A 13,464-nucleotide genomic window follows, 5' to 3' on the forward strand; every position below is an offset into this window, starting at 1 on the left:
GAACCGGAGGATTTTATGCTGCTCCCTGATTATATCTTTTCTAATATAATATTAACACTATCAGTGTAGTGTTAATAGCTCGTTTGTTTGTAAAATATGAACATTATGTGACAGCTAATTCTCTCAGCTGTTTCACTTCATGAGGTTTTAATTCTCTGCTCTCCCCCGCATTCAGACCGTGCAAAGTGAGAAAACCATATGTCTCCCTTTTTAATTTTAATACAGGGTGGCCCACATGCTCAAACATCCGGCGCACTTGACGGTTTTTCCCTTCATGTATAGTTATTTCAACGACTGATGTATTTTTCTTTTTCTCTGTTTTTTTAACTTTCACTTTTGCCGGCGCCGTCTTGCCATCTTCTAATTTGACCCCTCTCTCAAGCTGTTTAACTGTTTCCCGGAGTGGCATCCCTTCTACTTTAGCTATATATGTTTTTTTAATTTTATATTTGGGGTGCATGAGCAGGTTGGCGAAATCCCCGTCATTTGTAAGAAGCAGAAGGCCTGAAGTATCAGAATCCAGTCTTCCGATTGGATAAACCCTCTGTTCAGAATGAATGTAGTCGGTCACTACCTTACGGCCGTGCTCATCCGATACACTCGAAATAACGCCTGTCGGTTTATATAGTAAAAAATAGACTGGCTGTTCTTTATCAATAGGCACACCGTTGACTGCCACATCATCTTTTTCAGGATCAACTTTTGTACCTAGTTCGGTAACCTTAACTCCGTTAACAGACACTTTCCCTTCAGTAATTAATCCCTCAGCTTTCCTTCTGGAAGTCACACCTGCTTGTGCAATAACTTTTTGTAAACGCTCCATGTATTTCCCACCTTAGATTGTAATCATTTCATTAGTGTTGACTGTAAGTTCCTTGTTTCAAACTTTAATTTTATCTTTTTTCGGTTAAACTTACAAATAAAAAAACCCTTAAAGGTAACTCTTCAAGGGAAAATAATATAACTATGTCTTTTATTAAGAAAAAAGATGAAAAAGACTCCAAACTGTCTGCGGTCTCTCCTCTTCCGAGAGAAAACGTGCTGCCTAAAAGCAAGAACAACTCCCTAACTTATAAAAAGACAAGGCTTACTATAATGATGGAAGCCACTATACCGATGACGTCGGCAGAGAGACCCACTTTAAGTGCGTCCCCCATTTTTTTAATTCCCACAGCACCAAAGTATACAGTTAAAACGTAAAAAGTCGTATCCGTGCTTCCTTGCATGGTGGATGCCAGTCTTCCAATAAACGAGTCTGGTCCATATGTTCCGATTAAATCACTGGTCATCCCTAACGCTCCTGTTCCGGATAATGGCCGGATCATTGCTAAAGGAAGAATTTCAGCCGGTATATAAAAGAAAGAAAAGAGAGGCTTAAATAAGTCTATAAAAAACCCCATAGCTCCTGACTCACGGAAAACTTTAATTGAGACAAGCATACCAACTAAATACGGGACTATGGAAAAAGACATATTTACCCCTTCCTTTGCCCCGTCAACGAATGACTCATAAGATGGAACTCTTTTCCAAGTAGCCACTAATAAAATGGTTAATATCAGGGAAGGGATCAACCAGACGGATATGGTCGTTATCCAGCTCAATAGATACCACGTCCTTTATTCATTCTTTTATAATAAAAATACCTGTCTATTAAAATAGCTCCTAAAGTCGAACAGGCAGTGGCTAAAATAGTTGTCATAACAATTTCTGTAGGGGCGGCAGAGTCATATTCGATTCTGAGAGCGATTACTGTCGTTGGAATCAGGGTTATACTTGCTGTGTTAACAGCCAGCAGAGTAATCATGGACCTGCTGGCTTCATCTTTATCGTTATTTAATTTTTTCAGTTCTTTCATTGCCTTTATTCCCATTGGAGTAGCAGCATTTCCTAATCCGAACATATTAGCAGTCATATTGGAAACGATATAGCCTAATGCAGGATGGCCTTTTGGAATATCCGGAAAGAGTTTCGAGATAACCGGGTACATCAGGCGGCTGACCATATTCAATAATCCGGCGTTTTCAGCTATCTTCATTATACCCAGCCAAAAAGTTAACACGCTTATTAGTCCTATACATATGACTACTGCTTCTTTTGCTCCGGAGAACACCGCTTCATTTACTGCTTCCATATTGCCGGTAACCGCAGCAAAAATAAACCCTGTTAAAAAAAGGAACACCCAGATGATATTAACCATTTGGGACCATTCCGTTCACTCTAAACCAATGACCCAGCCATTTTTTAAATAAAGAAGGCTCTTCCGTTTTTTCATATACATATTTTAATGGAACGATCCCGATAACATTACCCTTCAGTTCTATTTGAACAGTCCCAATAGGATAGGGATAGCCTTCTTGCTCCCATCTTTCTTCATTCGGTTTAAGGAGTACCACTCTCTGTTTTAAATGTTTGAAATCTTCATCTGTGAGCGGATATTGGAAGCTGAACTCTGTCCTTAATTTGTTTTTATAAAAGGGATCGTCGACTTTTGTTACTGTTCCTTCCTTAACAATGGTACTCATCTCAAAGCTGTCAAAACCCCATTCAAACAAATTCATATGGTCATGCCAGTCACTCGGTGCATTGATTGTTACAGCTATTAATTCCATCCCATCCTTTTCAGCAGTGGAAACGAGAGTCCGCTTAGCCCGTTTTGTATAACCCGTTTTACCTCCTGTCGAATGTTTATATAATTGAGTGAGAAGTCTGTTTTTATTATTAAAAACCCTTATTCTGTCTTCTGCTGTGACAGATCTGTATGATTTAGAAGCAGAAATTTCCCTGTAATGAGGACTCTTCATAGCGTATTGGGTTAGAAGCGCCATATCATAAGCGGTGGAATAATGGTCTTCATGGTCATCGAGCCCGTGCGGGTTTGCAAACAGCGTCTCTTCCATCCCGATTTCCCGGGCCTTTTCATTCATCATGTATACAAACCCTTCAACACTGCCTCCTACATGCTCGGCTATCGCAATAGCTGCGTCATTTCCGGACCGGAGCATCAGCCCGTAGACAAGATCTTCCAATGAGATTTGTTCACCCTCAGTCAAATAGATAGACGACCCTTCTGTTCCGAAGGCTCGTGAGGATACTGTTACGGTTTCTTCCATCTTTCCAGATTCAATTGCTAAAACAGCTGTCATTATTTTTGTAATACTTGCAATCCTCATTGGTGTACTGGATTCTTTTTCAAACAGGATTCTCCCGCTTTCCTGTTCCATGAGTACAGCTCCGTGAGCTGAGACGCCTTTATCAAAAACCTGTTCTGCTGATACCTCTGAGCCAAAAGGAAAGATAGCCAGAATAATACATATAGATAGAAGTGCAGGCAATTTCATGTTATTCCTCCATTCTGGTCCGCGGATGCCCGGGAAAAAGGGCATCAATACTTCTTTATAAGCCAAGTCTATGCATAAAATGTACAAGTATGTCTGAAGAGTTTGTCTCTCTCCGGAATATAATTTAGTTCTTTGTTAAAACTACTTCTATTAGTTTCCTTTTATTGAGAAAGGTGAGCACTGACATGATGGACGAACTTTTCAGGATTATTCTGCGGGTGTTGACTATTCTGCCCCTGCTTTTAATTGTCACTATGTATATGGGAAAACGGGCTATCGGACAGCTTCCTTTATTTGATTTTCTGATTATCATTACTTTGGCTTCCGTCACGGGGGCAGATATTGCTGACCCAGATATCGAACATCTACATACAATTGTTGCGATTCTAGTCATCGCTTTATTACAGAGAATTGTTAGTTATTTCATCATAAAAAAACGCTGGTTCGGTCATTTCATGACTTTTGAACCAACGGTAGTTATAGAAAACGGCGTGCTTATTCTAAAGAATATTGAGCAAATACGTTACTCTATAGACAATATTCTGCAAATGCTCAGGGAAAAAGATATCTTTGATCTGTCTACGGTAAAGCTGGGAATTGTAGAAGCCAACGGAAAACTTACGGTTTATAGAAATCCTGAGAACTCTCTCGTTACTTTAGAAGATATTTATACAGCTAAACGTTCCTCCAACCTCGCATACCCGGTCATGATGGAAGGAAAAGTTTATACAAACATATTAAAAGGTCTTGGCCTCAATACAGCATGGCTGCATAATGAGTTGAAGAAAAAAGGGATTTTCCGGCCTGAGGAAGTTGTTTTCGCAAGCGTCAATGAAGACAAAGAACTGCATGTCTCCTTGAAAAATGCGGATTTAAAAGGTCCGCCACTGCAGCATTAGCTTTTAACCTTTTGGCTTGAAAATCAGAGCGGCGAGAAAACTGAAAATTATCGCTGCGGATACCCCTGCACTCGTCACTTCAAATATTCCTGTTAAAATTCCTATTAAACCGCTTTGCTGCGCTTCTGTGACTGCCCCGTGCACCAACGCATTACCGAAGCTTGTGATTGGAACTGTAGCTCCTGCTCCTGCAAAATCTATAAGAGGTTCATAAAGGTCCAGCCCGTCGAGTACCGCCCCTGCTACTACTAATGTACTTAACGTGTGAGCAGGAGTTAACTTCCCTACGTCCAGAAGAAGCTGCCCTATAAGACAAATGATCCCTCCAACTACAAATGCATTTACAAATATCATTATAAAATACCTCCCAGTACTTACTGTCTAAATAATTTCTACCCTAATTACAGCCCAAAAAATAAATATTTTACTAATACAATGACAAAAGCGGCAAACACCCCAAAAACAATGACCGATCCCGCAAGCTTAAACATATTTCCGCCTACACCGAGAACATAGCCTTCTGTTCTGTGTTCTATAGCCGCGGAAGCCATAGCATTGGCAAAGCCAGTTACGGGAACTGCCGAGCCTGCTCCTGCAAACTGGCCAAAACGGTCATATATTCCTAAACCAGTTAATAAAGAGGCAATAAATACAAGTGTCGCTACGGTCGGATCACCTGCTGTTTTTTCAGTAAAATCAAAGTAGGCGACGAAGCCGTTCTGAATAATTTGGCCAAAAGTACACACCAGGCCTCCAATGATAAAAGCCTTAACGCAGTTCTTTAAAACCGGACGTTTAATCTCATGTTTTCCGGCAAGTTTTTTATACTCTTGTTGAGAAGGGGTTAACTTTGAGTCTTTATCCATATGGCAACACCTACGCTTTCATATCTTCTTCAATTTTTTTGATTTCTTCTTCCAGCTTCTTTTTAGAAATCTGGCGGTCATTCAGGCGTTCTTTAAGTTCAGTAATTTCCATTTCAATTTTCTTATCCGTGGAAACCTGCACCTTGCTGCCTTTTACTGCATCTTCCACTTCTTTCTTAGTCTGACTGCGAATATCTTTAAGGAAGAAACGGTCAAACCCTTCTACATCAAGATAAATGAATATATCCTTTTCAAAGGACACCGCTTGAGCCTTATCAACTTTCTCCACCCGTTCAGCCGCTTTCTCAGCCGTTTCAGCATCCACCTGAGAAATGATTGTATGTTTAATTACTGATTGACCTTGTAAGTTCTCTCTGTCTTCGTTTGTTTGACAAGCAGTTGTACTAAGTATAATTAAGAGGCTTAAAATAAAGGCCCACTTTCTCATTCCTATCCTCACCCTTTCATTCTTCATAGTTATAGTATCGTAAGCGGTAAATTTTTTATGTTGGGAAATTATGTGAGACAAAAAAGCACATGCATAAAGAAGGTCTTTATGCATGCGCCTGATTTCCCTATTTTATTTTTCAATTTATGAGACAGACTTATTCTTTTTATTTTTTTGTGCCTTAAGTTCCTTATACCATAAGCTGTGGCGGTGTTTAACATATTCTTTATTTACTTTACCTGTAAACATCCCGGCAAGCATTTTTCTGTTTTCTTTAAACAAAAAGGCTGCCATATGACCAATAAAAGCAAAAATAATTAACACCGTACCAAGATTGTGACCTAGGGTTACGATCACCATCATCGTATTCGATATATTGACTCCGCTTAAATTCTGATATACTTTTATCCCTCCTGTAACTATTAAAACAGCTATTGCCACAGCAAACAGCATATACGCCAAACGCTGTTCAGGAAGATATTTCTCACTCGGTGGTTCCTGTTTTTTTAATATCATAGCTTTAATCAGCTGCCAGGAAGCCTTCATGTCTCCTTTTTTCGGTAAAATCGCATATTCTTTGCGAATAATATGAAAGACAATATGATAAAAAACCGTAAAAATTAAAATAGAAGCGAAAATATAGTGTACCCATAAAGTTAATTCATAACTTGTTAACCAGCCGGTTCCAAAAGGCTGCCACAGTAGGTAACGGCCATATAGAGGGAGCTGCCCTAATCCCGTAATAATTAGCATTAAAATGGAAATGGCACTTGCCCAGTGAACAAACCGATTAGACTTTGACTGCCTGATTATTTTATCTGATTTACTCATCGGCCTGTTCCTCCTTTTCTCCTTTAAGCGTCTTATAAGCAGTAATTCCCGCAGCCGCTGCTCCCGCGACAGGGGCAACTATCATTGCTAAAGTAAACCCATGCGCCGTATCCAACAGGTTTTCTACGTCCGGTTTCATATGAGGGCGTCCCGGCCGCTTGTCCTGAAGCGCTTCTTTGTCTGCCATAATAGCTTGATTAATTTTTTCAAACGGTACTTCTGACACATAAAAGGTATGGGTGCCGCCATTTTCTTCATCACCGTAAACATAACCGCCAATCTCATTAGCAAGCCTTCGAGCTTCTTGTCTCATATCGTTTAAAGGTCCAAATGTGATCGCATCCCTAGGACAAGCTGTCTCACAAGCCGGCTTCTTGCCTGCCTCCAGTAAATCAGTGCACATATCACATTTGTACATTACTCCTCCCCCTGCCAGATCTGGAGCAAGGTTCATGTATAAACCGACGCCTGCCTGCCGTTGAGGGATGTCCCACGGACATGCCGACCGGCATTTTGCTCCGCCCATACAAAAGTCTTCATCGATGGTTACAGCGCCATGCTCGCTTTTATGAATAACTCCAAACGGACACAATTTCTGGCATGTCGCATCATCACAATGCATGCAACGCCGCGGCACAGACACTTTCCTCATTTCTCCGTTATGCTCGACTTCCACTTGCTCCACGAACGTCCAGTTATAGGGTGTCAGCCGGTTGGTCAGGTCCTGTTCATCGGACCAGTCTTCATGGTGTGTTCGGGGCCAATAATCTTTAATCGGTTTCTCCGGCTGCGGAAACCTGTCGGCATTCTTTGTTTTACAGGCTTTAACACAGAGCGGCGTCCCCTCGTATTCACACCCATCGCATTTAGTTAAATCAATAATTGAGCCAATTTGCTTTGATTCTTCTGCTCCCGATGCCAACACCCATTTTTGCTTAGCCGTCACCACGGACGCCGCTGCTGCAGCTGCGGTAGCTCTTTTAATAAACGATCTTCTATCCATGCCTTCTCCTCCTAAATAAATACTTATACCCCTATGTGTATTTAAGCATAAAGGAAGGCTGTGGGAAACATTTATATATGTCATTTCTGTGACGGTTTTGTTACTATATAAACGAATGGAGGGAGTGTATGAACACTGTTATAATTCTGTTACTGACATGTATTTTTATAAGTCAGCTTATTATTATTTATCTCTTAATTAAAGAAAGAGTGTATTTAAAAAAGTCTTCTTCATCTGAAGCTGAAGAAAATTCCGGACACGTATACGAACTGGAGGACGAGAGAAAGCGTACAATTGAGCTTCAGCTTTTAAGAATAAGGAATGCTGTTCAGAAACAAACGGAAGACATACATAAGAAAGAAATTGAATTAGCTCCTAAGTCACTCGTTTTCGATACCAATTCAATAAAAGATCTCTATCTCCCTGATCAGCAAATGCTGATCCACTCGTTTATGAACTCATTTAATAATTATCTGGACCGGTACTGGTATACTGATAAAGGAAAATTAAAATCTGTTTTCCGGGGTGCTGCTCATAAGACTGATACAGAAGCGGGCAAACTCGTTTTGGCATCACGGGAACTTTGCCACAATATGGATCAATGGCTTAAGGAACTGAATACATTCTCATAAAACATCCAAAAGTGCGAACCCTATTTAATATCTTCCAACAAAAGGGGGCAAGGGTTCCTTTGAACACTACATTTTCTTCGCTGACTGTTGAATTGCTTGTAGGATTTATGGCTCTTCTAGTCTTAACTAAAGTCTTGGGAAAAACACAAATTACTCAATTAACTCCTTTTGATTTTATCTCTGCACTCGTATTGGGGGAACTTGTGGGTAATGCTATATATGATAAAGAAATAGGTGTCCACTACGTCCTTTATTCTGTGGCTCTGTGGGGAGGTTTAATTATGACGATTGAAAAAATTACCCAGAAGTGGAAAGGGAGCAGGAGCCTGCTGGAAGGCAAACCTTCAATTGTCATTCACAGCGGGAAAATAATACGTGAAGAACTGAGAAAAAATAACCTGGACCTGGATCAACTGCAGAATCTCCTGCGTAATAAAGATGTTTTTTCATTCTCAGAAGTGGAATATGCCATACTTGAATCAAACGGGAATTTAAATGTTTTAAAGAAAAGCCCTTTTCAGGCAGCGACCCAGGCAGACATTTCCAAACCACCTTCTTCTGTCACCCTCCCGATGACGATTATAAGCGACGGTGAATGGGTTGACGATAATATTTTTCAGACCCCCTATTCAAAAGATTGGTTTATAGATCTTTTCAAGAAACACGCTCTGACTGTCAATCATATTATAATAGCCGAATGGTCCGAAGGCGCCCCTCTTTATATTCAGCTTAACCGGGCTCCATTTATTAAATATATAAATGTTTCTTCAGCTTGATTTTCAATAGCCAGCAAAAAACAGCCTAAAAAAGTTTATCAGGCTGTTTTTTCAGTCTCTATTCAGTTGCTTTCTCTTTGCTTTACTTTCGTACGGTAATCTGTTTCGTAGTATTCTAATTCTTCCCGGATTTCCTGCAGAGGACCTTCAATAGCTTTAACCATATCTTTAAGTGGGGCAGGGACTTCCTTCCTGAAACGGATAGCATTCTTTCCGGTGTATGCCGCCCGACTGTCTTCAAACCACACGTCATAATGCGGCTGGAAGAATTCTTCTACACACTGATGGAAAATCCAAAACAACGTTTTTTCAGCCGCACTCTTTCTGAAACGTTCACTCCGTAACAATACAGTTCCAGCCTCTCTGCCTTCGTCAAAGAAAACAAGCAGCCTTCTAAATTGATCAAGGATAAGCTGAAAATCGTCTTTCGACGTCCGTGTTTCGCTTTTATTCAGTTCACTCAGCGTGGCCTCATTTAAGTAAGTCCTCAATTTTCCAGTTACTTCTTCCATTTTATCCATGGTGAATTGAAGTTGCTGCTTTACTAAATCATTTCCCATCTTGTCTCTTCTCTCCTCTTGTTTCTTTATTTTGTTATTTTTGGGACGAAAATTGTTCATTAAATTTAGAAAAGAATAAATCTGCTTCTTCTTCTGCATGATCTTCCGTCATTTGTTCAGGAAGCTGGGGAAGTTCCTCTGTCGACTTCAACCCAAATTGTTCCAAAAATATTTTAGTAGTCCCATATAATATGGCTCTTCCTGTCCCTTCTGCGCGGCCAACTTCCTTTATCAACCCTTTTCCAATTAATGTCCGGATCGGTCTTTCGGATTTGACACCTCGGATATCTTCCATTTCAACTCTTGAAATAGGCTGCTTATAAGCTATAATAGCCAGCGTCTCAAGTGCTGCCTGTGAAAGGGTAGCCGATGACGGTGATTGGACGAGTCTTTTAAAATAAGGAGCGTGTTTTTGTTTCGTTGTAAGCTGATAGCCGCCCGCTATTTCTACAAGCTGTATTCCTCTTTGCTCCTGCTGATACATTTCTTTCAATTCTTCTAAAGAAAAACTCAACGTCTTTTTATCTATTTGAAGAACCTCCATAATCTGTTTTTCGTCCAGACCTTCTTCGCCGGAGACAAACAAAAGTCCTTCTATTACAGCTTTAATTTCCTCACTAGTCAAACGGATGGACCTCCTTTTTAAAAATCATTATCTCGTCAAAATTACTGTTTTGCTCACATAGTATAGAATTAGATTTCATGAGTTCCAATAATGCAAGAAAAGTAACTACGAGATGCGTATTATCTTCTTCATAGAAAAGATCAGAAAACCGGCTTTTTCCGCCTTTATTATGCAATTCCCCCAGCAGCTGGGACATTCGTTGTTCAATTGGTATTTCTTCCCGGTGAATTTTTGAGTAAACCGGTCTTTGTTTCTTCTTTCTTTTTTTCATTTTCTGGAAGGCTTGGAGCATATCATAAATGGTAACATCAACTGCCTGTTGTTTGTTCTCACCTTCTGATTCATCCAGTAAAGGTGTTAAATCGGTCATTGGTTTAGAGAATAAATTGCTTCTCTCAAGCTCTCTTTCTTTCAATTCATCAGCCGCTTCTTTGAATTTTTTATATTCAATCAGTCTTTGCATTAAATCTTCTTTAGGATCCTCTTCCGTTTCTGCAAGCATATTGTCCTCATATAAATCTTCTTCTGCGGGAAGTAAAAGCTGGCTTTTCATATGCAGCAAGGTCGAAGCCATGACTAAATATTCACTGGCAATATCTAAATGCAGCACTTGCATAGCATTAATATACGCCATGTACTGCTCAGTGATTTCTTTGACTGGAATATCGTTTAAATTAAGATCATTTTTTTGTATTAAGTGAAGCAACAAATCAAGAGGACCTTCAAAGGAGTGGAGTTTTACGCTATATTGCATTATATATCAAACCTTTCTTACTCAATGAATTATATCATATTATAATTTTTTAATTGAGTACTGGTTTTCTTCACATCAAAGAAATATTAGTTTATGATGGTGTTAATAACTTAGAGGTGCAGGAGGGAAAAATGAAGAAATATCCAACGGCTTACATCGAATACCTTGCCCATTTTCACGGTTCCAGGGATTTTTTCGAATGCCATGAAATAATGGAAGAATTCTGGCTTCAAAATAAAAGGGAAGTCAAGTGGCTCGCCTTAATTCAAATTGCTGTGGCAGTCTATCATGAGCGGCAAAAAAACTTTCCGGGAAGCCTGAGATTGTACCGGAAAGTCCTTCACCATTTAAGAAGCAATAAGAACCTGTTTGAAGGCCTTGATATTCACCATGGGGATCTTGAATACCTTATTAAATCACGTATAAAGAATATCCTTCATGACGGAGGGTATACTCCTATGAACCTTCCTCTTGTAAGTGAGGAACTAATTGAAAAAAGTATTAAGTTTACAGAAGAACAAGGATGGGAATGGCTGTCTGACGATTCACAAAGTAAAAATATCCTGGTATTTAAACATAAATTACGGGACCGCTCTGATGTGATAAAGGCCAGGGAGCACTCCCTGCTTAAAAAGAAAAAAGAAAGGGAAGAGCATTAGCTCTCCCCTTTTTTTTCATGTTTATCTTTTTCCTTACAATGTTCCAGAAAATAATGAGTGGTCGTGGTACCGGTAAGTTCAGTCTTCCAAAGAACTTCTGTATCTTTAACCATCTTATTTGCAATCCCCTCATTTCTATAGGAAGGATCCACTGTCAGGTCTCTCAAATACACACAGTCATCACTTTCTTCCACTCCTACTACACCTACAAACCGCCCGTCTTCATTACGCCACAAATATAAATGCCAGCTGTTGGACGCACGGTAATGGTCTATTGTCTGCTGAATTTTTTGGACCTTTTTTTCTCCCGGCATAAAAGAAAGCAAGCCCATAGCAATTTTTTCATATTCTTTTTTGTAAGGTATAAGCATAATCAACCCTCTAGTTTGAAAAAGTTTTTGATAAGTTAGCCATCTCAATTGCTCCGGCTGCTGCTTCCCATCCTTTATTTCCGGCTTTTGTACCTGCTCTTTCGACAGCCTGCTCGATGGTATCAGTTGTTAACACTCCAAAAATAACCGGAATACCTGATGACAGAGCAGTAGAAGCCACTCCTTTTGACACTTCCCCGCATACATAGTCAAAATGCGGTGTAGAGCCGCGAATGACAGTTCCAAGAGTAATTACAGCATCATACTTGCCGGACTCAGCCATTCTTTTTGCAATTAAAGGTATTTCAAACGCACCAGGCACCCAGGCAATATCAATATCATCTTCAGATACACCGTGCCTTTTTAACGCGTCTTCTGCTCCTCCCAAAAGCTTGCTTGTAATAAATTCATTAAACCTTCCTACTACAATCCCTATTTTTAATCCTGTCCCAACTAAATGTCCTTCATACACTTGTCCCATTATAACTCCTCCTGTAATTAAAAATGTAATAGATGTCCGAGTTTATCTTTTTTTACTTTAAGGTAGTTTTCATTTGACTTGGAATGAGGCAATTGGAGAGCTACCCTGTCCACTACTTCTAAATCATATCCTTTAAGTCCTGTAATTTTACGCGGATTGTTAGTTAATAATTTCATTTTCCTTACTCCCAAATCTCTCAGGATTTGTGCTCCGATGCCATAATCTCTTAAATCAGGGCCAAAACCGAGTTTTTCATTGGCTTCTACGGTGTCGTATCCTTCCTCCTGAAGCTTGTATGCTCTCATTTTATTCAAAAGGCCTATTCCCCGGCCTTCCTGACGCATATACAGGACAACGCCTGAACCTGCTTCTTCAATTTGCGCAAGAGCAGCGTGAAGCTGAGGGCCGCAGTCACAGCGTTGTGATCCAAAAACATCTCCAGTCAGACATTCTGAGTGGACTCTGACCAGAGTAGGCTTTTCTCCTCCGATTTCCCCTTTAATAATGGCCACGTGTTCTTTCCCGTCCACTACATTTGAGTAGCCGACAGCTGTGAAGTCGCCATATTCAGTTGGCAATTTAATTTCCACTTCTTTTTGTACAAGTTTATCTTTCCTGTTGCGGTATTGAATGAGGTCTTTAATAGTGATCATTTTTAAGTTGTGTTCATCAGCAATCTTCCTTAAATCCGGTACTCTCGCCATTGTGCCATCTTCTTTAATTACTTCACAAATGACTCCTGCGGGCTCAGAACCGCACATTCTTGCCAGGTCAACAGCTGCTTCTGTATGACCTGCCCGTCTGAGCACTCCTCCGTCTTTGGCGATTAAGGGGAAGATATGGCCCGGCCTCTGAAAATCAGCAGGTTTGGTTTCTTTATCAATAATTGCTTTCACTGTCATCGCACGCTCCGGGGCAGAGATACCGGTTGTGGTGTGTTTATGGTCAATACTCACTGTAAAAGCAGTGCCGTGAGGATCAGAATTTCTGTCCACCATCGGAACGAGCTCCAGCTTCTCAGCTCTTTCCCTAGTGATTGGGGTGCAAACAAGTCCTCTTCCGTGAGTAATCATAAAATTAATCACTTCAGGGGTCGTTTTTTCAGCAAGAGCGACAAAGTCTCCTTCATTTTCACGATCTTCATCATCACATACAATTACAACATCCCCTTGGGCCAGGGCATAAATCGCCTCTTCAATTGGATCGAATGTGTTCATTTTT

General features: G+C 40.2%; 19 protein-coding genes. 4 read left to right on the top strand and 15 right to left on the bottom strand.

The window, feature by feature from the left end; translation table 11 throughout:
- Positions 1–103 precede the first annotated feature (103 nt).
- The 4 genes from K8O68_RS01365 to K8O68_RS01380 form a co-directional block, all read right to left on the bottom strand.
- Positions 104–823 (bottom strand): pseudouridine synthase, encoded by a 720-nt coding sequence (locus K8O68_RS01365; RefSeq protein ID WP_230895142.1) that lies wholly within the window; start codon positions 821–823, stop codon positions 104–106.
- 247 nt (positions 824–1,070) lie between these two features.
- Complete coding sequence (locus K8O68_RS01370) at positions 1,071–1,601, bottom strand: spore maturation protein (RefSeq protein ID WP_230895143.1); 531 nt, start codon at positions 1,599–1,601, stop codon at positions 1,071–1,073.
- Positions 1,598–2,197: a nucleoside recognition domain-containing protein gene (locus tag K8O68_RS01375; RefSeq protein ID WP_230895144.1), complete on the bottom strand. Its 600-nt coding sequence runs from the start codon at positions 2,195–2,197 to the stop codon at positions 1,598–1,600. The genes K8O68_RS01370 and K8O68_RS01375 overlap by 4 nt, the downstream gene beginning before the upstream one ends.
- On the bottom strand, positions 2,190–3,338 hold the full coding sequence (locus tag K8O68_RS01380) for a D-alanyl-D-alanine carboxypeptidase family protein (protein ID WP_230895145.1): 1,149 nt from the start codon (positions 3,336–3,338) through the stop codon (positions 2,190–2,192). The genes K8O68_RS01375 and K8O68_RS01380 overlap by 8 nt, the downstream gene beginning before the upstream one ends.
- A gap of 185 nt (positions 3,339–3,523) precedes the next feature.
- Between K8O68_RS01380 and K8O68_RS01385 the strand changes: the two genes are divergently transcribed.
- A complete protein-coding gene (locus tag K8O68_RS01385) occupies positions 3,524–4,237 on the top strand; it encodes a DUF421 domain-containing protein (protein ID WP_370640464.1) in 714 nt (237 codons plus the stop codon).
- A gap of 3 nt (positions 4,238–4,240) precedes the next feature.
- Here K8O68_RS01385 and spoVAE read toward each other — a convergent pair whose 3' ends face one another.
- From spoVAE to K8O68_RS01410, 5 genes are all read right to left on the bottom strand, one after another.
- Positions 4,241–4,591 carry a stage V sporulation protein AE gene (spoVAE, locus tag K8O68_RS01390; RefSeq protein ID WP_230895146.1) on the bottom strand — a complete coding sequence of 117 codons (351 nt, stop codon included), beginning with the start codon at positions 4,589–4,591 and terminating at the stop codon, positions 4,241–4,243.
- Positions 4,592–4,638: 47 nt separating this feature from the next.
- Entirely contained in the window at positions 4,639–5,103 is a 465-nt protein-coding gene (gene spoVAC, locus K8O68_RS01395; RefSeq protein WP_230895147.1) for a stage V sporulation protein AC, read from the bottom strand.
- A 10-nt stretch (positions 5,104–5,113) separates the two neighbouring features.
- Positions 5,114–5,551, bottom strand: coding sequence for a YhcN/YlaJ family sporulation lipoprotein (locus tag K8O68_RS01400; RefSeq protein WP_230895148.1), 438 nt, complete (start codon positions 5,549–5,551; stop codon positions 5,114–5,116).
- Between the two features lie 144 nt (positions 5,552–5,695).
- Positions 5,696–6,382 carry a formate dehydrogenase subunit gamma gene (locus K8O68_RS01405; protein ID WP_230895149.1) on the bottom strand — a complete coding sequence of 229 codons (687 nt, stop codon included), beginning with the start codon at positions 6,380–6,382 and terminating at the stop codon, positions 5,696–5,698.
- Entirely contained in the window at positions 6,375–7,385 is a 1,011-nt protein-coding gene (locus tag K8O68_RS01410) for a 4Fe-4S dicluster domain-containing protein (RefSeq protein ID WP_230895150.1), read from the bottom strand. Before K8O68_RS01410 ends, K8O68_RS01405 begins: the two co-directional genes overlap by 8 nt.
- A gap of 128 nt (positions 7,386–7,513) precedes the next feature.
- Between K8O68_RS01410 and K8O68_RS01415 the strand changes: the two genes are divergently transcribed.
- Together K8O68_RS01415 and K8O68_RS01420 are read left to right on the top strand one after the other, a co-directional pair.
- The gene (locus K8O68_RS01415; protein WP_230895151.1) at positions 7,514–8,017 is read left to right on the top strand and encodes a hypothetical protein; all 504 of its coding nucleotides are present in this window, start codon (positions 7,514–7,516) and stop codon (positions 8,015–8,017) included.
- Positions 8,018–8,076: 59 nt separating this feature from the next.
- Positions 8,077–8,793 (top strand): DUF421 domain-containing protein, encoded by a 717-nt coding sequence (locus K8O68_RS01420; RefSeq protein ID WP_230895152.1) that lies wholly within the window; start codon positions 8,077–8,079, stop codon positions 8,791–8,793.
- Positions 8,794–8,855: 62 nt separating this feature from the next.
- Here K8O68_RS01420 and K8O68_RS01425 read toward each other — a convergent pair whose 3' ends face one another.
- The 3 genes from K8O68_RS01425 to K8O68_RS01435 are packed head-to-tail and all read right to left on the bottom strand — an operon-like array spanning position 8,856 to position 10,732.
- Entirely contained in the window at positions 8,856–9,353 is a 498-nt protein-coding gene (locus tag K8O68_RS01425) for a DUF3907 family protein (protein WP_230895153.1), read from the bottom strand.
- Positions 9,354–9,387: 34 nt separating this feature from the next.
- Entirely contained in the window at positions 9,388–9,978 is a 591-nt protein-coding gene (gene scpB / locus K8O68_RS01430; RefSeq protein WP_230895154.1) for an SMC-Scp complex subunit ScpB, read from the bottom strand.
- The gene (locus K8O68_RS01435) at positions 9,971–10,732 is read right to left on the bottom strand and encodes a segregation/condensation protein A (RefSeq protein WP_230895155.1); all 762 of its coding nucleotides are present in this window, start codon (positions 10,730–10,732) and stop codon (positions 9,971–9,973) included. Before K8O68_RS01435 ends, scpB begins: the two co-directional genes overlap by 8 nt.
- Before the next feature lie 131 nt (positions 10,733–10,863).
- On the opposite strand from K8O68_RS01435, the gene K8O68_RS01440 reads away from it, so the two are divergent.
- Positions 10,864–11,391 (top strand): DUF309 domain-containing protein, encoded by a 528-nt coding sequence (locus K8O68_RS01440; RefSeq protein WP_230895156.1) that lies wholly within the window; start codon positions 10,864–10,866, stop codon positions 11,389–11,391.
- Here the strand turns inward: K8O68_RS01440 and K8O68_RS01445 are convergent.
- The 3 genes from K8O68_RS01445 to K8O68_RS01455 are packed head-to-tail and all read right to left on the bottom strand — an operon-like array spanning position 11,388 to position 13,460.
- Complete coding sequence (locus K8O68_RS01445; RefSeq protein WP_230895157.1) at positions 11,388–11,762, bottom strand: GNAT family N-acetyltransferase; 375 nt, start codon at positions 11,760–11,762, stop codon at positions 11,388–11,390. The genes K8O68_RS01440 and K8O68_RS01445 overlap by 4 nt on opposite strands.
- A 10-nt stretch (positions 11,763–11,772) precedes the next feature.
- Positions 11,773–12,243, bottom strand: a complete 471-nt coding sequence (gene ribH, locus K8O68_RS01450) for a 6,7-dimethyl-8-ribityllumazine synthase (RefSeq protein WP_230895158.1) — start codon at positions 12,241–12,243, stop codon at positions 11,773–11,775.
- A 17-nt stretch (positions 12,244–12,260) separates the two neighbouring features.
- Positions 12,261–13,460, bottom strand: a complete 1,200-nt coding sequence (locus K8O68_RS01455) for a bifunctional 3,4-dihydroxy-2-butanone-4-phosphate synthase/GTP cyclohydrolase II (RefSeq protein ID WP_230895159.1) — start codon at positions 13,458–13,460, stop codon at positions 12,261–12,263.
- Positions 13,461–13,464 lie beyond the last annotated feature (4 nt).

This window comes from Salipaludibacillus sp. CUR1 (assembly GCF_021028955.1).
Classification (GTDB): domain Bacteria; phylum Bacillota; class Bacilli; order Bacillales; family Salisediminibacteriaceae; genus Salipaludibacillus.